General features: G+C 72.0%; 14 protein-coding genes and 1 riboswitch. Of the genes, 2 read left to right on the top strand and 12 right to left on the bottom strand.

The genetic code is table 11. From position 1 onward, the window contains the following. Positions 1 to 91: 91 nt before the first annotated feature. The 10 genes from IEW07_RS04685 to IEW07_RS04640 form a co-directional block, all read right to left on the bottom strand. The gene (locus IEW07_RS04685; RefSeq protein WP_188534757.1) at positions 92 to 1,414 is read right to left on the bottom strand and encodes an MFS transporter; all 1,323 of its coding nucleotides are present in this window, start codon (positions 1,412 to 1,414) and stop codon (positions 92 to 94) included. Further along, complete coding sequence (gene nikE / locus IEW07_RS04680; protein ID WP_188534755.1) at positions 1,401 to 3,065, bottom strand: nickel ABC transporter ATP-binding protein NikE; 1,665 nt, start codon at positions 3,063 to 3,065, stop codon at positions 1,401 to 1,403. Before nikE ends, IEW07_RS04685 begins: the two co-directional genes overlap by 14 nt. Then, positions 3,058 to 3,903 carry an ABC transporter permease gene (locus IEW07_RS04675; RefSeq protein ID WP_188534753.1) on the bottom strand — a complete coding sequence of 282 codons (846 nt, stop codon included), beginning with the start codon at positions 3,901 to 3,903 and terminating at the stop codon, positions 3,058 to 3,060. Before IEW07_RS04675 ends, nikE begins: the two co-directional genes overlap by 8 nt. Then, the gene (locus IEW07_RS04670) at positions 3,896 to 4,837 is read right to left on the bottom strand and encodes an ABC transporter permease (protein WP_188534751.1); all 942 of its coding nucleotides are present in this window, start codon (positions 4,835 to 4,837) and stop codon (positions 3,896 to 3,898) included. The genes IEW07_RS04675 and IEW07_RS04670 overlap by 8 nt, the downstream gene beginning before the upstream one ends. Positions 4,838 to 4,881: 44 nt before the next feature. After that, positions 4,882 to 6,330, bottom strand: a complete 1,449-nt coding sequence (locus tag IEW07_RS04665) for an ABC transporter substrate-binding protein (RefSeq protein ID WP_371870204.1) — start codon at positions 6,328 to 6,330, stop codon at positions 4,882 to 4,884. A 325-nt stretch (positions 6,331 to 6,655) separates the two neighbouring features. Then, positions 6,656 to 7,984 (bottom strand): MFS transporter, encoded by a 1,329-nt coding sequence (locus IEW07_RS04660; protein ID WP_188534747.1) that lies wholly within the window; start codon positions 7,982 to 7,984, stop codon positions 6,656 to 6,658. 73 nt (positions 7,985 to 8,057) lie between these two features. Beyond that, entirely contained in the window at positions 8,058 to 9,185 is a 1,128-nt protein-coding gene (locus tag IEW07_RS04655; RefSeq protein ID WP_188534746.1) for a thiolase family protein, read from the bottom strand. Beyond that, positions 9,182 to 9,640: a Zn-ribbon domain-containing OB-fold protein gene (locus IEW07_RS04650; RefSeq protein WP_188534744.1), complete on the bottom strand. Its 459-nt coding sequence runs from the start codon at positions 9,638 to 9,640 to the stop codon at positions 9,182 to 9,184. The genes IEW07_RS04655 and IEW07_RS04650 overlap by 4 nt, the downstream gene beginning before the upstream one ends. Then, positions 9,637 to 10,818 (bottom strand): thiolase family protein, encoded by a 1,182-nt coding sequence (locus tag IEW07_RS04645; RefSeq protein WP_188534742.1) that lies wholly within the window; start codon positions 10,816 to 10,818, stop codon positions 9,637 to 9,639. The genes IEW07_RS04650 and IEW07_RS04645 overlap by 4 nt, the downstream gene beginning before the upstream one ends. After that, positions 10,815 to 12,776, bottom strand: a complete 1,962-nt coding sequence (locus tag IEW07_RS04640) for an acetoacetate--CoA ligase (RefSeq protein ID WP_188534740.1) — start codon at positions 12,774 to 12,776, stop codon at positions 10,815 to 10,817. Before IEW07_RS04640 ends, IEW07_RS04645 begins: the two co-directional genes overlap by 4 nt. An 85-nt stretch (positions 12,777 to 12,861) precedes the next feature. Then, positions 12,862 to 12,976, bottom strand: a riboswitch (SAM riboswitch). A gap of 289 nt (positions 12,977 to 13,265) precedes the next feature. Between IEW07_RS04640 and IEW07_RS04635 the strand changes: the two genes are divergently transcribed. Beyond that, positions 13,266 to 14,612 carry an O-acetylhomoserine aminocarboxypropyltransferase/cysteine synthase family protein gene (locus IEW07_RS04635; protein ID WP_188534738.1) on the top strand — a complete coding sequence of 449 codons (1,347 nt, stop codon included), beginning with the start codon at positions 13,266 to 13,268 and terminating at the stop codon, positions 14,610 to 14,612. Beyond that, entirely contained in the window at positions 14,609 to 15,103 is a 495-nt protein-coding gene (locus IEW07_RS04630; protein WP_188534736.1) for a CoA-binding protein, read from the top strand. The genes IEW07_RS04635 and IEW07_RS04630 overlap by 4 nt, the downstream gene beginning before the upstream one ends. Before the next feature lie 113 nt (positions 15,104 to 15,216). On the opposite strand, the gene IEW07_RS04625 is transcribed toward IEW07_RS04630, so the two are convergent. After that, positions 15,217 to 16,695, bottom strand: coding sequence for an alanine/glycine:cation symporter family protein (locus IEW07_RS04625; RefSeq protein WP_188534734.1), 1,479 nt, complete (start codon positions 16,693 to 16,695; stop codon positions 15,217 to 15,219). A 152-nt stretch (positions 16,696 to 16,847) separates the two neighbouring features. Then, the gene (ilvD, locus tag IEW07_RS04620; RefSeq protein WP_188534732.1) at positions 16,848 to 18,683 is read right to left on the bottom strand and encodes a dihydroxy-acid dehydratase; all 1,836 of its coding nucleotides are present in this window, start codon (positions 18,681 to 18,683) and stop codon (positions 16,848 to 16,850) included. Positions 18,684 to 18,687: the final 4 nt, after the last annotated feature.

Genomic DNA, 18,687 nt, shown 5'->3' with positions numbered 1-18,687 from the left:
GACCATGGCACTGTGCCCAGATTTTTCTTCTGCATTGGGCACAGTGCCATCAAGAGCAGGAGGGACGCCGTGCTGAGTCGCTGGTGGATCGTCAGCGGGCTCTGCTGGAGGGCGCTGTGGTTGATGACGAGTCAGCGGGCCGGAGGGGACTCTGCCCGCGGAGCACGACCGGCAGGGCCGCAGAAGCCAGGAGTGCGAGCACGATCACCGGCATCCAGGGGGTGCCGGGCCACCAGTGGTGCCGGTCGGTCAGGTCGAGCAGCCGCCCGAGCACGGCGTTGCCGGCCAGCACGGCGATGCCGCCGCAGGTGGCAGCCAGTCCGTAGTAGGCGCCGCGTCCCCTCGGGGCCCCCTGCGCAGGTACGAACCGCGGGATCAGGGACAGGATCGTGGGGGTGAGGAGCATGTGGCCCATGATCATCACGGCGACGGCGGCCGTCAGAGGCGCCATCGACCCGGTGGCCGACCCCGGGTGCACCGAGGTCAGGGCGGCGATGGTGAACGCGCAGGCCTCCAGCACGAAGCCGAGCGTCAGGGCGCGTCCCGGCCCCAGGCGCTGACCGACCGTGGAGGCCGGCAGCTGCAGGGCCAGCGTCAGGACAGAGGCCAGCAGGAACAGCGCGCCCAGCCAGGCGCCGTCGAGGCCTCGTCGGCCCAGTTCGACGGGCACGGCGAAGTAGAGCTGGTTGTAGACCAGCATGTTGGTGGCGGCCAGCGCGCAGAACACCACGAAGCGACGGTCGCGCAGGCAGGCCCACCGGACGCGGGCCGCAGAGGGTGCGGCGGCGGGCACCTCGCCCCCCTGGTCCTGGGGCCGGGGGGCCCGCTCGGCGGGGAGCAGCCACCACAGCAGAACCGTCACCACGGCGAACACCCCGATGCCGGCGGTCAGGGCCGCGTCGAACCCCCACCCCAGCAGGGCCGATCCCAGCACCGGGCCCAGCACGGCGCCGATCTCTCCGGTGATCGCCAGCCACACGAACACCGACCGGCGCCGCCCCCTCTCCCGACCCGGATCCCCGCTCCCGGACGGCTGGTCGGAGTGGGAGAGCCGGGACTCCAGCGCCGGGGAGAACAGGGCGCCTCCGGCGCCGGTGAGCACCGCGCCCAGGAGGAAGAGGGGGAATCCCGATGCCATCGCCAGCGTGGCGTAGCCGGCGATGCGCACCAGACAGCCGGTGAGGATGGCCCTGCGGGCACCCCATCGGTCGGCCAGCATCCCACCGAGCAGGAACATGCCCTGCTGGCTGAAGGTCCGTGTTCCCAGCACCAGGCCGATGGCCGCGGCGTCCAGCCCGTAGTCGGCAGCCATGGCCCCCGCCAGGAACGGGACGACGGCGTAGAAGCCGATGTTGAACACCAGTTGCGCGCCCAGCAGGGTGCGCGTCTCGAGCGGATAGTCACGGAAGGGCATCGACCTGCTCCTGGGGCAGACGGTGGGCGTCCAGGATCGCGCACACCCGGGGCAGTGCCGCTGCCACCAGTTGCTTGCTGTGCTCGTGCCGGGGACCGGTGAACAGATCCTCGGTCTCCGCCAGCTCGACCAGGCGCCCCTGGAAGAGAACGGCGACCCGGTGGCTCATGTAGCGGATGACGCTCAGGTCGTGGGAGATCATCACCAGGGACAGGCGCCGGTTCCGGTGCAGGCGCAGCAGCAGGTCCAGGACGGTGCGCTGGGTCACCGCGTCCAGGGCCGATGTGGCCTCGTCACAGATGAGCACCGTCGGTTCCAGCAGCAGCGCTCTGGCAATGGTGAGCCGCTGCAGCTGGCCACCGGAGCACTGCCCGGGAAATCCGTCCAGCAGCCCGGGATCCAGGCCCACCTCCTGCACGACCTCGTGGATGCGCATCCGCCGCTGCTCGGACGTGGTATCCCGACGCCGTAGCAGAGGGGCTTCCAGGCTGGTGCGCAGCCGCATGCGGGGGTCGAAGGAGTCGTGGGGGTCCTGGAAGACGAGCTGCACGTGCGAGCCCGCCGCGCCTGTGCCATCGGCGTCGGCGCCCAGGGTGCCGGTGATGCGTCCGCTGTCCGGCGTCTCGAGCCCGACGATCAGCCGTGCCAAGGTGCTCTTGCCGGAACCCGACTGCCCCAGCACGCCGAGGATCTCGCCCTCCCGCAGGTCGAGGGAGACCTGATCCACGGCGGGACGGGCCTCACGCCCGTTCGAGGGGAAGCGCTTGGTGATGCTGTCCAGCACCACCACGGGGCGCGCCTCGGTGGCGGAAGGTGCCGTCCTGGCGGGGTTGAGGGCCGCGGCGTCCAGGAGGGCCTTCGTGCACGCGCTCTGCGGGGCGTTGAGCACGGCACCGGCCGGACCGGACTCCACGATGTGCCCGGTGTCCATCACCATGACCCGGTCGGCATAGGCGGAGACGGTGGCCAGGTTGTGGGTGATGTAGAGGATCCCCACCCCGCGATCACGCCGTTCACGGTCGATCAGCTCCAGGATCTGCCGTTCGAGCACCGTGTCCAGGGCGGAGGTCGGCTCGTCGGCCAGCAGCAGCTCCGGTCGCCCGGCCAGGGCGAGGGCCACCATGGCCCGCTGGGCCATGCCTCCCGAGAGCTGGTGGGGATGCGCTCGGGCGCACCACCGGGGGTCCTCGAACCCCACCTCGGCCAGCAGCTCCAGCGCCCGCGCCCCGGCCCGCGCCCCACGGAGGCCCCCGTGCAGCTTCAGCGGCTCCCGCAGATGGCTGCCGACGGTCCGGCGCGGGTTGAACATGCGCTTGGGCTGCTGGTAGAGCATGCCGATCCGGCCGCCGCGCACCCGGTTCAGCTCCGTCTCCCGGGCCCGGGCGAGGTCCGTCCCGCCCAGGCGGATCGTCCCGCCGTCGAGGTGCACCTGCGGGGGCAGCAGCCCCAGCACGGACATGGCCGTCATGGTCTTGCCGGACCCGGAGGCACCGACCAGGGCCACGAACTCCCCCGGGGCCACGGCGAGGTCGACCCCGGACAGGATCGGGTGGCCGCCCCTGCCGCCCGCGGAACCGGTGCCGGAACCGGGGGCGGCCTCGGGCGCCCGGTGGCTGACGTGCAGGTGTTCGACGACCAGGCCCTCAGGCATCCGCCACCGCCCCCGAGGAGGCCGGGTTCAGCACCATCCGGGTGCTGCTCATGCGTGCCAGGCGCTGGCCGAGGAAGGTCACGCACAGCGCGACGGTGAAGACCACCAGGCCCGGGGCCAGGATCCCCACCGGTGCCCGGGCGGCGTAGGGCTGGGCCGCGGCCAGCATCGACCCCCAGTCCGACTGCGGCGGCTGCACCCCCAGCCCCAGGTAGGAGAGGGCGCCGACGGTGATCAGGAACTGCCCGAACCGCAGCGCGGCCTGCCCGAGCAACGGCCCGGCCAGGTGCGGCAGGATGTGCCGGAAGACGATGAAGGTCGTCGAGCATCCCAGCACACGGGCTGACTCGACGAAGCCCCGGGCCGAGACGTCGTAGGCCAGGGCGCGGGCCAGCCGGGCGAAGGGCGTCCAGCCCGTGACGGTCAGAGCCAGCACCAGCGACAGGAAGCCGGGCCCCAGCACGGCGACCAGGAACAGTGCCACCACCATCTCCGGCAGCGCCAGCAGGACGTCGTTGGTCCGGGTGAGGACCTCGTCGAGCCAGCCCCTGCGGCGAGCGCTGAGCACGCCGATCCCGGTGCCGATCACGCCGGTCAGCAGCGTGGCCAGTGAGGCGATGACCAGTGAGAACCTCCCGCCGTCCAGCAGCCGGCTCAGGGTGTCCCGCCCCAGGTGGTCCGTGCCCAGCCAATGGGCCGAGCCGGGCGGCAGCAGCCGGGCCGCGAGGTCCTGCTCCGCGGGTGAAGACGGTGCGATCCAGGGCGAGGCGGCCACGGCCACCACGACGAGGACCAGGATCCCCGTCGCGGCCCGGACGAACACCGGCCGGTCACGCATGGTGCCCCCTGATCCGGGGGTTGAGGAGCCCGTGGATCAGGTCCGCGGCGGTGGTCAGGACGACGGCCAGTCCCACCACGACGACCACGCCGCCCTGTGCCAGCGGGATGTCGCTGTTGAGCACGGCGTCGTACAGCAGCCGCCCCATGCCGGGGATCGCGAAGACGACCTCGACGATGACGGAGCCGCCCAGCAGACCGGCGAACCACACGGCCACCAGCGTGGTCAGGGGCAGCAGGCCGTTGGGGATCACGTGCTTGCGGACGGTGTGGAAGTGGCTGAGCCCACGGGCGCGGGCCGCGACGACGTGCTCGGCGCCCAGCGCGTCGAGCATCCCCTCGCGCACCGCGGAGGTGAAGTAGCTGATCGGGCGCAGGGCCAGAACGGTCACGGGCAGGACCGCGGACGCCGGGCCCTCCCATCCGGCCGAGGGCAGCAGGGAGAGGTTCAGTGCGAAGACCAGCACCAGCAGCGGTGCCAGCCAGTACTCGGGCATCGCGATGAAGGCCTGGGTGACCGTGGTGATCACCCGGTCGGCCGGGCGGCCCTCCTGCAGCGCGGCGACGATCCCCAGCACCACGGAGACCGCGGCCGCGGTCCCCAGGGTGAGGACCACCAGGCTCAGCGTGACCACCAGGGCGGGCACCACCTGCTCGACCACCGGTGTGCGGCTGGCGTAGGACAGTCCCATGTCCCCTCCGGCCAGCCGACCCAGCCACCGCAGGTACTGGACCACCAAGGGGTCCTGAAGGCCCAGCTGGGCCGTCAGCCCCTGGAGCACGGAGTCGTCGATCACCTCACCGGCCACCCGCGACCGGATGATCTTGCGCACAGGATCGCCCGGGGTCACGTAGGGGATGAGGAAGACCAGGAAGGAGGCCAGCAGGACGGTCACCCCCAGGGTCGCCGCCCTGCGGGCGAGGAACAGCATCATCGAGATTCCGCGTGCTGCCGATGCCATCGACGTGCCGGCCGGGGTCACGAGGCGGGCTTCGTCGTCTCCGCCCGCAGCACGTACCGGGCCAGCGGATCCTGGGCGTGGTTCTGCAGGTCGGTGCGGACCGCGTCGATGGCCTGCTCGTTGACCAGCCACACGTTCGCGGCCTGCTCCTGGAGGATCTGCCCCGCCCGGGCGTAGAGCTGATAGCGCTGCTCGGTGTCGGCGGTCCCGGCGGCCTCGGCGATGAGCCTGTCGTACTCCTTGTCGCAGAAGTGGCTGATGTTGTAGCTGCCGTCGCAGGTGTAGTCGGCGGTGAGGAAGCCGATGGGGTCGGCGATGTCGATCAGGCGGTTGCGCTGGCTGAGCACCATGTCGTAGTCCCCGGCCAGCAGGTCCGGCTCCACCGCGGCATACTCGGCGGTCCGGATCGTCACCGGCACCCCGATGCTCTTCAGGTTCTCCTGGACGACGGTGGCCACGTCGGCGAACTCCGCCCGCTCGACGATCGCGATGATCTCCAGGGGCCGCTCCGCGGTGTACCCGGACGCGGCCAGCAGCTCCTTGGCCGCCTCCACGTCCTGCTGGGGCGTCTCCGCGCTCTCACCCGCCCAGGGCTCCGACGAGGCGAAGGGCCCGGTCCCCGGCAGCGCCGCCCCTTCGTAGACGCTGTCGGCCAGGGCCTCCAGATCCAGCGCCGAGCTGACGGCCTTCCGGAAGTCCACGTCGTCGAACGGGGCCCTCCCGTTGTTCATGTACAGCGTCGCGGTCCGCGGGGAGTCCGTCTTGAGGACCTCGACGTTCGAGTCCGCCTCCAGCGCGGGCAGGTTGGCGACCGGGATGGACAGGGAGACATCGGCCTCACCGGTCTGCACCTGCGTCGCCCGGGTCGCCCCGTCGGTGATGAAGCGCACCTCGGCCCCGGCCAGCTGCACCTGACCGCCCCAGTAGTTCTCGTTCCGGTCCAGTGTCAGGGACTGCTTGGGCTCTTCCGAGACCGGGGTGAACGGCCCGGTGCAGTGCCCGAACGGGTCCACCGCCTCGCCCTCGAAGGCGCCCGGAGCCAGCACGCCGGTGTTGACGCTGGCCAGGCGATAGGGAACCAGTGGACTCTCGGCCGGGGTGGTGATCCGCACCGTGCGGTCGTCGACCGCCTCGACGCCGCTGACCACGGTGGGGCTGAAGGCCCGGGCCGGGACCTCCGCGTCCAGGACGTTCTGCAGCGACGTCACCACCGTCTCCGCCGTGAGCTCGGTGCCGTCCTGGAACTGCACGCCCTCCCGCAGGGTGAAGTCCCACTCCGTGGGCGAGACCTGGTTCCACTCCGTGGCCAGCGACGGCACGATCTCACCTGCGGTCTCGTCGTACCGGGTCAGGGTCTCCAGGCACCCGGACAGGGAGAGGATGTAGGCGGCGTCGCTCTCCAGGGCCCAGTCCGCGACCGGGGCGCGGAAGTTGTCCACCACGATCCGCTGGTCGAGGTCCGCCACCTGCTCGCTCCCCCCGTTCCCACCGGTGAAGCCGCACCCTGACAGGGCGAGAGCGGCGACGAGACCCATTGAGACCGACGCCCGGAGCACAGCGCGCACAGAACCACCTAAGTTCAACGTCCCCGGACGGATCATCCGGGGACGACATGTGAATGATCGAGAAAATCCCCCGGGAAAGGTAAGGCACACCTAACCCTGAGATCCACTCGGCGGGACAAGGGGCGTCATGGAGATGCGCGGACTTCGGCTTCCGCGGCTCCTGTGCTATGCACGGCTCACCGGCCGTCCCCGCGGGCTGCGGGGACGGCCGGCGGGGACGGGGAGCTCAGAACTTTTCGCGGAAGGTCTCCCGCGCCAGCAGCGTGCACACGGTGGAGATCACGCCGAGCGCCACGATGTAGAGGCTGATGCCCCACGTCGCACCGTCCTGCGCGGCCAGGAGGGAGGCCGCGATGAGCGGCGCCAGGCCGCCCGAGAGCATCGCCCCGATCTGGTAGCCGATCGAGGTGCCGGAGAGCCGGACCTTGCTGCCGAACAGCTCGGAGAAGTACACCGCCTGCGGGCCGTAGACCATGTCGTGCAGGAAGTTGGCGCCGATGACCATGCCCACCGTCAGCCACAGGACGCTCTGGGTGTCCGCGATGACGAAGCTGAACGGGAAGTAGAGGGTGCCCAGCACGCACCCGGCCAGGTAGACGGGCTTGCGCCCCACCTTGTCGCTGAGCCAGGACCAGCCCGGGATGGTGAGGAAGCCGACCACCGAGGAGAACATGACGGCGTTGAGCCCCACCTGGTAGTCCATCTCCAGGGTGTCCCGGATGTAGGCGAGCATGAACACCGTGTAGATGTAGAAGACCGCGTTCTGGAACATCTTCATGCCGATGGTCAGCAGCAGGTTGCGCCAGTGGTGCACGATGACGTCCCGGGAGGGCTTCTCGGCCCGGGTGTCCGTGTCCACGAGCTCCTGGAAGACGGGGGACTCGGCCACCGACATCCGGATCACGATCCCGACGATGATCAGCACGGCCGAGAGCAGGAACGGGATGCGCCAGCCCCACTCGGTGAACGTTTCCTGGCCCAGGCCGCCGCTGACCAGCGCGAAGACCCCGGAGGAGATGAGCAGGCCGGCGGGGACGCCGAGCTGCGGGAAGCTGCCGAACAGCCCGCGCCGGCCCTCGGGCGCGTGCTCGACGGCCATCACCACGGCCGAGCCCCACTCCCCGCCCACGGCGAAGCCCTGGATCAGGCGCATGAGGCACAGCAGCGCCGGGGCCCACAGGCCGATGGCGTCGTAGGAGGGCAGCAGCCCGATCAGGAAGGTGCTGACGCCCATCAGGATCAGGGAGAGCATCAGCATGGTCTTGCGGCCGATCCGGTCGCCGTAGTGGCCGAAGATGAATCCGCCCAGGGGGCGGGCCGCGAAGCCCACCGCGTAGGTGGCGAAGGCCTTGACGACCCCGATGGCCGGGTCGTCGCCGGGGAAGAACACGGCCGGGAAGATCAGCGCGGCGGCCGTGCCGTAGAGGTAGTAGTCGTACCACTCGATGGTGGTGCCCACGAAGCTGCCGACGGCGACCTTGCGGGACTCCCGCCGGGTGTCCAGGGGTGCGTGACCGGGCGGTGCGGAGGGGGACGGTGACGTGGTGGTGCTCATGGATCGCCTTGCTCTCGGGGTGGGGATCGGGACGGGGATCGGGATGGGAATCGGAACGGGAGGGGAGCGGTGGTCAGGAGACGGTCTCGAGGAGGACCGCGAGGCCCTGCCCTCCGCCGCCGCACAGGGTCGCGACGGCGCGGCGGCCGCTGCGGGCGCGCAGGGCCCGGGCCGCGGTCAGCGCCAGCCGGAAGCCGCTGGCGCCCAGCGGGTGGCCGACGGCGACGGCCCCGCCGTGGACGTTGACGACGTCGCCGGGCACGCCGAGGTCCCGGGCGGAGGCGATGGCGACCCCGGCGAACGCCTCGTTGATCTCGTAGACGTCGACGTCCGCGGGGCCCAGGCCCTGGCGGTCGAGGACCTTGCGCACGGCCCGGGCCGGCTTCAGGTGCAGGCTGGTGTCGGGACCGGCCACGAACGCCCAGTCCACGATCCGTGCCAGGGGCACGGCCCCCGTGCGGTCGAGGACCTCCCCGGAGACCATCAGGCCGGCGCTCGCGCCGTCGGCGGTCTGCGAGGCGTTGCCCGCGGTGATGGTCCCGTCCGGGGTGAACGCGGGGCGCAGCCCGGCGAGCGCCTCGGGGGACGACTCCGCCCGCACGCCCTGGTCGTCGGTGTGGGAGGTGCCGTCGGGCAGCGCCACGGGCACGGTCTCGCCGCGCAGGAAGTCGCGGGCGGCGAGGGCCCGTGCGTGGGAGCCGTGGGCCCAGGCGTCCTGGTCCTCGCGGGTGATGCCGAGCTCGGCGTTGACCCGGTCCGAGACCACCCCCATGGAGCGGCCGGAGGCGACGTCGAGCAGTCCGTCGTGGAGGACGACGTCGACGTCCCCGCCGAGCCGGCCGCCGGTGGACATCGAGTCGAACCCGCCCACGAGGTAGGCGGCGCCCTCCCCGACGGCGATCCGGCGCGCGGCGTCGCAGACCGACTCCAGGGAGGCCAGGCAGACGCTGTTGAGGGTCAGCGCGGGCACCTCGGGGTCCACGCCGCCGGCCAGCGCCGCCGTCCGCGCGGGGTTCTGGCCGAGCCCCGCCTGGACGACGACGCCCAGCAGGGCGGCGTCCAGGGCGAGGTCCGGGTGCCGGTGCAGCAGCTGCGCGATCGGCAGCGCCCCGAGCTCGGTCGCGGTCAGGCCCGCGAGGGCCCTGCCGGTGCGCCCGAACGGGACGCGGACGCCGTCGAGCAGGTAGGCGGGGGCGCTCATCGGGGCCCTCCCGCCGGGGCCGCGGTGGGCAGGGCGTACTCGCCGACGGTCGTGAAGGAGATCCTGACGGGCAGGCCCACGGCGACGTCCGCCGGGGCGACGTCCCGGAGCACGCTCAGCATCGTGGGCCCCTCGGCGAGGGACAGGATGGCGACGACGTACGGGGCGGCGTCGGCCCAGCCGGGGTGCCCGGGCTTGTGGACCACGGTGAAGCTGCGGACCGTGGCCCGCCCCGAGGCCTCCCGCCACTGCAGGTCCTGGCCCCAGCAGTGCGGGCACAGGGCGCGCGGGTAGAAGACCCAGCGGTCGCAGCCGGGACAGTGCTGGAGCTCGAAGCGGCCCTCGGCGCACGCGTCCCAGAAGTGCCGGGTCTCCCCCGTCGGGGTGGGCGGGGGCACGGTCAGGGCGGACAGCTGCGCGGCGGTCAGCACGCGGGTCTCGCGGGAGAGGGTCATCGTGCGGCCTCCTGGGTGCCGAGGACCAGGGCGACGGCCTCGCTCATGGTCGCCCCGTTGCCCGTGACGAGGGCGAGGTGCGGGTCCGCGGCCTGGCGCCCGTGGGCGGTGCCGCGCAGCTGGTGGACGGCCTCGATGGCGTGGCTCATGCCGCCGGCGAGGTCGGCCTGGCCGCAGCCCAGCTGGCCGCCGTGCGGGTTGTAGGCGACGGGGCCGGTGTGGGAGAGGTCCCTGCCCTGCATCCACTGCGCGAACTCCCCGGGCCCGCACACCCCCGCGTCCTCGAGGGTGATCGCGGCCATCACGGTGTAGCAGTCGTAGACCGACAGCACGTCCAGCTCCGCCGGGGTGATCCCGGCCTGGGCGTAGGCCTGCTCCATGGACGGCTTGAGCGGCCCGCTGGTGAGGGAGGGCGACTGGCTCATGGCGCGGTGGGTCAGCTTCTCCCCCGCCCCGAGCAGGTGCACCGGGGCGTGCGGGAGGTCCATCGCGGCGGCCCGCTCGGGGCTGACGACGACGGCGGCGGTGGCCCCGGCCACCGGCATCACGATCTCCAGCAGGTGCAGCGGCTCGGCGATGAAGGGCGAGTCGAGGACGTCCTGCACGGTGGCGGGCGTGCCGTGGAAGATCGCGTGCGGGTTGTGCTGGGCGTTGGCCCGGGAGACGGCCGCGATCCGCGCGAAGTCGGCGTCGGTGGTCCCGTACCGGTCCATGTGGGCGGTCTTCAGGAAGGCGTAGGAGGTGTTGGCGCCGGAGGCCCCGAACGGGACGTCGAACTCCCGGATCGGGTTGCGGTTCGGCGAGCGCGGCGGCACGGGGTTGCGGTGGTTGCCGACCAGGCACAGCACGACCTCGGCCATGCCCGCGTCGATCGCGGCGGCCGCCCGCCAGAGCATGCCGGGCCCGGTGGCCCCGCCGAGGTCCACCACGTTCGCCGTGCGGGGCTGCAGGCCGAGGTACTCGGAGAGCATCGCCGGGACGTGCTGGGGGGTCTCGCCGACCTGGGGGCCCATCAGCAGCCCGTCGATCTCGTCCTTGCCGATGCCGGCGTCCTCGACGGCGAGCCTCGCCGCCCGGCCCAGCAGGCCCATGGTCGTGACGCCCTCGGTCCGGCGGACCGGCTCGAGCTCGCCCACGCCGACGATCGTGCCGCGCGGTGCTCCGGTGCCGCGGCTCATGCGAACAGCGCCCGGAACTCGTGGAGGGAGCCGGGGTTGGCCAGCGACGCCTCGTTCTTGACGGTCCCGCCGCCCGCGGCGGTGCGGGCGGCGCCCTCGACCTTCTTGCCGTTGAGGGTGTACGGGACCTCGGAGACGGCGAAGACGTGGGCGGGGACGTGCCGGGGCGAGGCCTGGGCGCGGATGTCCGCCTTCAGCTCCTTCGTGAACCCGGGGGTCAGCTCGTGGCCCTCGGCCATCACGAGGCACAGCACGACCTCCTCGTCGGTGCGGGCGGTGTGCCCGAAGACGAGGGACTCGGCGATCTCGGGGCGCTGGTCCACCACCCGGTAGATCTCCGCGGTGCCGATCCGCACGCCGTTGGGCTTGAGGGTCGTGTCCGAGCGGCCGTGGACGACGACGGAGCGGCGCGGGGTGAGCTCGGCGAGGTCGCCGTGGGTCCACACGTCCGGGCGCTCGGCGAAGTAGGTGTCGTGGTACCGGCGCAGCCCGCCGTCGCCGAGGAAGGTGAGGGGCATCGACGGGAAGGGCTCGGTGCACACGAGCTCGCCCTTCTCCCCCACCACCGGCGCGCCGCGGTCGTCGAGCACGCTCACCGCGTGCCCGAGGGCGACGCAGGTGATCTCCCCCCGGCGCACCGGGTGGAGGGGCGAGCCGAGCTGGAAGCAGCCGTGGATCTCGGTGCCTCCGCAGATGGAGGCGAAGACCATGTCCCGCTTCACCTCGGCGTACAGCCAGTCGTACTGCTCCGCGGAGACGGGGGCCCCGGCCGAGAGGACCGAGCGCAGGGCGCCCAGGTCGTGGTGCTCGCGGGGCGCGTACCCGGCGTCCATGAGGCCGCTCAGGTACCGGGGGCTCGTGCCGAAGTGGGTGAGCCCGGCGTCGTCGGCCATCCGCCACAGGTGCCCGCAGTCCACGGTGCCGTCCGGGAGGCGGGGCGAGGGGTTGCCGTCGATGAGCACCACGGCCGCCTCGGCGGCCAGGACGGACACGACCCAGGCGTACATCATCCAGGCGGTGGAGGTGAACCAGGAGTGCACGTCGCCCGGGCGGACGTCCCCGTGCAGGACGTGCTCCTTGAGGTGCTGGAGCAGGACCCCGCCGGCGCTGTGCACGATGGCCTTGGGCAGGCCCGTGGTGCCGGAGGTGAACATGATCAGGCCCGGGGCGTCGAACGGGAAGCGCTCGAGCGTCAGGGCGGAGGTCTCGTCCGTGAACTGCTCGTCCCACCGCGGGGAGCCGACCAGGACGAGGTCGGGCGCCGTCCCGAGGCGGGCGACGACCTCCTCCGCCTTGGCCCGCACGTCGAAGTCGCGGCCGTTGTAGGCGTAGCTCTGCGCGGCGACCACCACGGACGGGGCCACCTGGCCGATCCGGTCGACCAGCCCGGCCACCCCGAAGTCGGGCGAGCAGCCGGCCCAGGCGGCGCCCAGGGACAGGGTGGCGATCATCGTGGTGAGGTTCTCGACGGTGTTGGGCAGGATGCCGGCCACGACGTCGCCCTCGCCGACCCCCGCCGCCCGCAGCCCGGCCTGGACGGCCGCGACCCGCCCGCGCAGCTGCGCCACGGTGAGGCGGGTGTGGATCCCGGTCTCGTCCGCGGCGAGCACCGCGAGCCGGCCGGGCTCGCCGCGCAGCAGGTTCTCGGCCACGTTGAGCCGCCCGTGGGGGAAGTACCGGGTCCCGAACATGCGCCCGTGCCGCAGGGAGGGCAGCTGGTCGAGGTCGGCGCCCTCGGTCCGGGGCGGCTGCTCCACGACGTCGCCCTTGTCCCCGAGCACGCCCGTGAAGTCCCACAGGGCGTCCCAGAACTCGTCCCGCCGGGACACCGACCAGCCGTGCAGCTCGTCGTAGCGGCGGGGGTCGAACCCGTTGGCGAGGGCGAAGCGGGCCAGCGCGGAGTCGCTGAAGGCGGAGTCCGGGGGCGTCCAGAGCGTGGCGGGACCGGGCTGGGTCATGGGGCGGGGTGCGCCTTTCCTGAGCTGATCTGCCCCGTGGCCCGGAGCCCCGTCCGGGGGCGCCGTGCAGATCCGGCGCGGGAGGGCGCCGTACTTGCCGCAGGCGGTGTGCGCTGCGGCCCGATCCTCATCTGGGGCACCCCGCTACGGGAGAGGGTTGCCGCCCGGCCAGCCAGAGCTTCGCGCCGGGTCTCATGATCGTTGAACCGGGGACCAGACTAGGCCACGGCGCGGGGGCGTGTCAGATCGCGGTCACCGGGCGTCACCCCCGGTTGGCGCGAAACGGTCCGGGCGGCGACAATGGATGCCAGCCATCCCGAGCGGCAGAGAGACCTGGATCGACGACGCCGCAGCAACCGAGGCCGACGTCGCAGGCCGCACGGTGCTACCGCCAGGACCGATGGAGCAGCGCACGCCCGGCACCCCCGCCGGGGCCCTCCTCCGCCCGGGACCGACCAGCGGCACGACTCGCACGAGGAGCACCTCTCCATGGCCGACCACCAGTTCGGGTTCCGCACCCGCGCCCTGCACGCCGGCGGCACGCCCGACGCCGAGCACGGCGCCCGCGCGGTCCCGATCTACCAGACCAGCTCGTTCGTCTTCAAGGACGCCGACGACGCCGCGAACCTGTTCGCGCTGCAGAAGTACGGCAACATCTACTCCCGCATCGGCAACCCGACCGTCGCCGCGCTCGAGGAGCGCATCGCCTCCCTCGAGGGCGGCATCGGCGCCGTGGCCACCGCCTCCGGCATGGCCGCCGAGTTCCTGACCTTCGCGGCGCTCGCCCAGGCCGGGGACCACATCGTGGCCTCCGCGCAGCTCTACGGCGGCACCGTCACGCAGCTGGACGTCACGCTGCGCCGCTTCGGCGTGGACACCACGTTCGTGCCCGGCACGGACCCCGAGGACTACCGGGCCGCCCTGCGCCCGAACACGAAGGCCGTCTACACCGAGATCGTGGCGAACCCCTCCGGCGACATCGCCGACCTGGAGGGCCTCGCCGAGGTCGCGCACGCCGCCGGCGTCCCGCTGGTCGTCGACGCGACCCTCACCCCGCCGTACCTGATCCGGCCGATGGAGCACGGCGCGGACATCGTCATCCACTCCGTCACCAAGTTCCTGGGCGGCCACGGCACCACGCTGGGCGGCGTCGTCGTCGAGTCGGGGCGCTTCGACTGGGGCAACGGGAACTTCCCGTCCATGACCGAGCCCGTCGCGTCCTACAACAACGTCTCCTGGTGGGGGAACTTCGGCGAGTACGGCTTCCTCACCAAGCTGCGCTCGGAGCAGCTGCGGGACATCGGCCCGGCCCTGTCCCCGCAGTCCGCGTGGAACCTGCTGCAGGGCGTCGAGACGCTGCCGCAGCGCATGGACGCCCACCTGCTCAACGCGAAGGCCGTGGCCCGGTGGCTGAGCGAGGACCCGCGGATCTCCTACGTCAACTACGCGGGCCTGCCCGAGCACCCGCACCACGAGCGGGGGCGGAAGTACCTCCCCCTGGGCGTGGGCTCCGTGTTCGCCTTCGGGGTGACCGCCACCGGCGAGCTGACCGGGCGTCAGGTCGGGGCGCGGTTCATCGAGAACCTGCAGCTGGCCAGCCACCTCGCCAACATCGGGGACGCCCGCACCCTGGTGCTGCACCCCGCGTCCACCACCCACCAGCAGCTCACCGCCGAGCAGCTGCTGCAGGGCGGCGTGGGCGAGGACCTCATCCGCATCTCCGTGGGCCTGGAGGACCCCGAGGACATCCTCTGGGACCTCGACCAGGCCCTCACCGCGGCCACCGGGCTCTCCCGGGAGGCCACCGACGCCACCGCCGAAGGAGCGCTCCGATGACCGTCGAGACCCGCACGTGGAACGGCCCCTCCGCCCCGGAGCGGCTGAGCATCCTGCGCCGCACCGAGTCGATCGCGATCGTGGGGGCCTCCAACAAGCCCTCGCGGGCGTCGTACTTCGTGGCGACCTACCTCCAGTCCTCCTCGCCGTACCGGGTGTACTTCATCAACCCGGTGCTCGACGAGATCCTGGGCCAGCCGGTGTACAAGTCCCTCGCCGACCTCCCCGAGACCCCGGACCTGGTCGACGTCTTCCGCAAGCACGACGACCTGCCGGGCGTGGCCCAGGAGGCCGCGGAGGCCGGCGCGAAGACCCTCTGGCTGCAGCTGGGCTCCTGGAACGAGGACGCCGCGCGCATCGCGGAGGACGCCGGGCTGGACGTGGTCATGGACCGCTGCGTGAAGATCGAGCACGCCCGCTTCCACGGCGGCCTGCACCTGGCCGGCTTCAACACCGGGGTGATCTCCTCGAAGCGGCAGGTCCTCGCCTAGCTGTATCCCCAGCGGCCTCCCCCCCTCGGCCGGGTGAGCGCCCGTGCGAAGAGCGCCACCGGGAGGATCCCGGTGGCGCTCTTCTCGTGGCCTCTGCGTGCTCGGGGGAAGAGCTACCGGGTCTTCTCCAGCGCCAGCTCGTCCCAGTAGGCGCGGGTGGTCACCACGTCGGTGCCGTCCCAGGCGCCCAGCCCGGACAGGCCCGGGACGTCGCCGCTGTGGAAGATGGGCTCCACGCCCTGCCCGCGCTGGGCCTCGTAGTTCTTCAGCACGCGGGTGGCGACGCCCGCGAGCAGGACCAGCGCGACGAGGTTGATCGTGGCCATGAAGGCCATGAACAGGTCCGCCAGGGACCAGACGAGGTCCAGGGCCACGACGGCGCCGCCGAAGACGAACACCAGCACCAGCAGGCGGTAGCCCGTCATGACGGCCTTCGAGCCGCTGAGGAAGCGGATGTTGGACTCGCCGTAGTAGTAGTTGCCGATCACCGAGGTGAAGGCGAAGAGGAAGATCGCGACCGTCAGGAAGTGGACGGCCCACCCGCCCAGCTGCAGGGCCAGCGCGGACTGCGTCAGGGACGCGCCCTCCCGCCCCCCGAACTCGGGGTTCGACAGCAGCACGATGAACGCGGTGATCGAGCAGATGATCCAGGTGTCGAAGTACACGCCCAGGGCCTGGAGGTAGCCCTGCTTGGCGGGGTGGGAGACGGAGGCGGTGGCGCCGGCGTTGGGGGCCGAGCCCATGCCGGCCTCGTTGGAGAACAGGCCGCGCTTCATGCCCTGGATGATGACCCCGATCAGGCCGCCGGTGACGAACTCGCGGATGCCGAAGGCGCCCCCGAGGATCTGGCCGAGGACCGCGGGGACCTCGCCGATGTTCAGCACGACCACGAGCAGCCCGAGCAGGATGTAGAGCACCGCCATGATCGGCACGACGATCTCGGAGACCGCCGAGATCCGGCGGATGCCGCCGAAGATGATCGCGGCGGTCAGGCCCACGAGCACCGCGCCGACCAGGATCCGGAACCACAGGGTCTCGGTGGCGGCCATGTCGACGCCGAAGGACCCGCCGAGGGCGTCCACGATCGAGTTGGACTGCACGGAGTTGAACACGAAGCCGTAGGTGATGGTGATGATCACCGCGAACAGCAGGCCCATCCACCGGGCCCCGATGCCGCGCTCCATGTAGTAGGCGGGCCCGCCCACGTAGCCGGTGGGCGCCTTGATCTTGTAGAGCTGGCCCAGCAGGGACTCCACGAAGGCGCTGGCCGCGCCGATGCCGGCGATCACCCACATCCAGAACACGGCGCCGGGCCCGCCGAGGCTGATGGCGATCGCGACGCCGGCGATGTTGCCCGTGCCCACCCTGGAGGCCGCCGAGACGGTGAAGGCGCGGAACGCGGAGATGCCCTTCTTGCCGTCCTCGGCCAGGCCGGGCTTGTCGTTGAGCACCTTGAACATCTCCGGGATCGACCGCAGCTGCACCACGCCGGTGCGCGCGGTCAGGTACAGACCCACCCCGATGAGGACGGCGAACACCACGTTCCACACCCAGCCGCCGAGGGTGCCCACGAACTCGGTCAAGAGATCCATTCCAACTCCGAACTGTGACGGACGCGGCCCCGGACGCGGGTCTGCGGGTGCCGCGTGAACGACAGGGACGCCCTGTTGGGCGCGCTATCGGCACAGCCTAGTGGAGGTGACGCACGTCTCCGACCCCGGCGCGGGACGGAGCGGGGGATCGGTCAGTCGACGACCCGCACCGCTCCCTTGTCAGCGGAGGTCACCATGGAGGCGTAGGCGCGCAGGGCCTTGGAGACCTGGCGCTCGCGCGGCTTCGTGGGCGCCCACGGCGCCTCGCCCTTGGCCTGGCGGCGGGCGGCGAGGGTCGCGTCGTCGACGTCGACCCGCAGGACCCGGCGGGCGACGTCGATCTCGATCCGGTCGCCGGTCTCGATCAGGCCCACGGCCCCGCCGGCCGCGGCCTCCGGGGAGATGTGCCCGATGGACAGCCCCGAGGTGCCGCCGGAGAAGCGGCCGTCGGTGATCAGCGCGCACTCCCGGCCCAGGCCGAGGCCCTTGAGGTAGGACGTGGGGTAGAGCATCTCCTGCATGCCCGGCCCGCCCTTCGGGCCCTCGTGGGTGATCACCACGATGTCCCCGGGCTGCACGTTCTTGGAGAGGATCTCGAACACGGCCTCGTCCTGGGACTCCACCACGAACGCCCGGCCGACGAAGTGGAACAGCTCCTCGTCGATGCCGGCGGTCTTGATGACGGCGCCGTCCTCGGCGATGTTGCCGTAGAGGATGGCGAGCCCGCCGTCCTTCGTGTAGGCGTGCTCCACGGAGCGGATGCAGCCGTTCTCGGCGTCGAGGTCCAGGGACTCGAACTCGTTGGCGGTGGAGAACGCCTGGGTGGTGCGCACCCCCCCGGGGGCGGCGTGGAAGAGCCGCCGCGCGCGCTCGGAGGAGCTGCCGCTGCGGACGTCCCACTCGTCGAGCCAGGTGGCCATGTCCGGGGCGTGCACGGTGTGCACGTCCTCGTTGAGCAGCCCGCCGCGGCGCAGCTCCCCCAGGATGGCGGGGATGCCGCCGGCGCGGTGGACGTGCTCGATGTGGAACTTCGTGGAGTTCGGCGCCACCTTGCACAGGCAGGGCACCTTGCGGGAGAGGGCGTCGATGTCCGGCAGGGTGAAGTCGACCTCGCCCTCCTGGGCGGCGGCGAGGATGTGCAGGATCGTGTTGGTCGACCCGCCCATGGCGATGTCCAGGGCCATGGCGTTCTCGAACGCGGCCTTCGTGGCGATGCTGCGGGGCAGGACGGACTCGTCGTCCTGGTCGTAGTAGCGCCGGCACAGGTCCACCACGCGGCGGCCGGCCTCGAGGAACAGCTCCCTGCGGGCCACCTGGGTGGCCAGGGTGGTGCCGTTGCCGGGCAGGGACAGGCCCAGCGCCTCGGTGAGGCAGTTCATGGAGTTGGCGGTGAACATGCCCGAGCAGGACCCGCAGGTGGGGCAGGCGTTGCGCTCGATCTGGCCCAGCTGCTCGTCGGTGATGGACTCGTCGGCGGCCAGGGCGATGGCGTCCACGAGGTCGAGGCGGTGCTCCACCACGCCCTCGACGGCCTCGCCGGACTCCATGGGGCCGCCGGAGACGAAGACCACGGGGATGTTCAGGCGCAGGGCGGCCAGGAGCATGCCCGGGGTGATCTTGTCGCAGTTGGAGATGCACACCAGGGCGTCGGCGCGGTGGGCGTTGACCATGTACTCCACGGAGTCCGCAATGATGTCGCGGGAGGGCAGGGAGTAGAGCATGCCGTCGTGGCCCATCGCGATGCCGTCGTCGACCGCGATCGTGTTGAACTCCTTGGTCACGCCCCCGGCCTCGCGGACCGCGGAGGAGACGAGGTCGCCCATGTCCTTGAGGTGGACGTGGCCCGGGACGAACTGGGTGTACGAGTTGGCGATCGCGATGATCGGCTTCCCGAAGTCGTCGTCGCCCATGCCGGTCGCGCGCCACAGGGCGCGGGCGCCGGCCATGTTGCGGCCGTGGGTCGAGGTGCGGGAGCGCAGCTGGGGCATGGCG

This window comes from Kocuria dechangensis, assembly GCF_014636775.1.
Lineage (GTDB): Bacteria > Actinomycetota > Actinomycetes > Actinomycetales > Micrococcaceae > Kocuria > Kocuria dechangensis.
This window is presented reverse-complemented; position numbering and strand designations above follow the sequence as displayed.

Coding starts and splice junctions, on each gene's coding strand:
- IEW07_RS04685 (WP_188534757.1), bottom strand. CDS start 1,414: ATGCCCTTCCGTGACTATCCGCTCGAGACGCGCACCCTGCTGGGCGCG.
- nikE (WP_188534755.1), bottom strand. CDS start 3,065: ATGCCTGAGGGCCTGGTCGTCGAACACCTGCACGTCAGCCACCGGGCG.
- IEW07_RS04675 (WP_188534753.1), bottom strand. CDS start 3,903: ATGCGTGACCGGCCGGTGTTCGTCCGGGCCGCGACGGGGATCCTGGTC.
- IEW07_RS04670 (WP_188534751.1), bottom strand. CDS start 4,837: ATGATGCTGTTCCTCGCCCGCAGGGCGGCGACCCTGGGGGTGACCGTC.
- IEW07_RS04660 (WP_188534747.1), bottom strand. CDS start 7,984: ATGAGCACCACCACGTCACCGTCCCCCTCCGCACCGCCCGGTCACGCA.
- IEW07_RS04655 (WP_188534746.1), bottom strand. CDS start 9,185: ATGAGCGCCCCCGCCTACCTGCTCGACGGCGTCCGCGTCCCGTTCGGG.
- IEW07_RS04650 (WP_188534744.1), bottom strand. CDS start 9,640: ATGACCCTCTCCCGCGAGACCCGCGTGCTGACCGCCGCGCAGCTGTCC.
- IEW07_RS04645 (WP_188534742.1), bottom strand. CDS start 10,818: ATGAGCCGCGGCACCGGAGCACCGCGCGGCACGATCGTCGGCGTGGGC.
- IEW07_RS04640 (WP_188534740.1), bottom strand. CDS start 12,776: ATGACCCAGCCCGGTCCCGCCACGCTCTGGACGCCCCCGGACTCCGCC.
- IEW07_RS04635 (WP_188534738.1), top strand. CDS start 13,266: ATGGCCGACCACCAGTTCGGGTTCCGCACCCGCGCCCTGCACGCCGGC.
- IEW07_RS04630 (WP_188534736.1), top strand. CDS start 14,609: ATGACCGTCGAGACCCGCACGTGGAACGGCCCCTCCGCCCCGGAGCGG.
- IEW07_RS04625 (WP_188534734.1), bottom strand. CDS start 16,695: ATGGATCTCTTGACCGAGTTCGTGGGCACCCTCGGCGGCTGGGTGTGG.
- ilvD (WP_188534732.1), bottom strand. CDS start 18,683: ATGCCCCAGCTGCGCTCCCGCACCTCGACCCACGGCCGCAACATGGCC.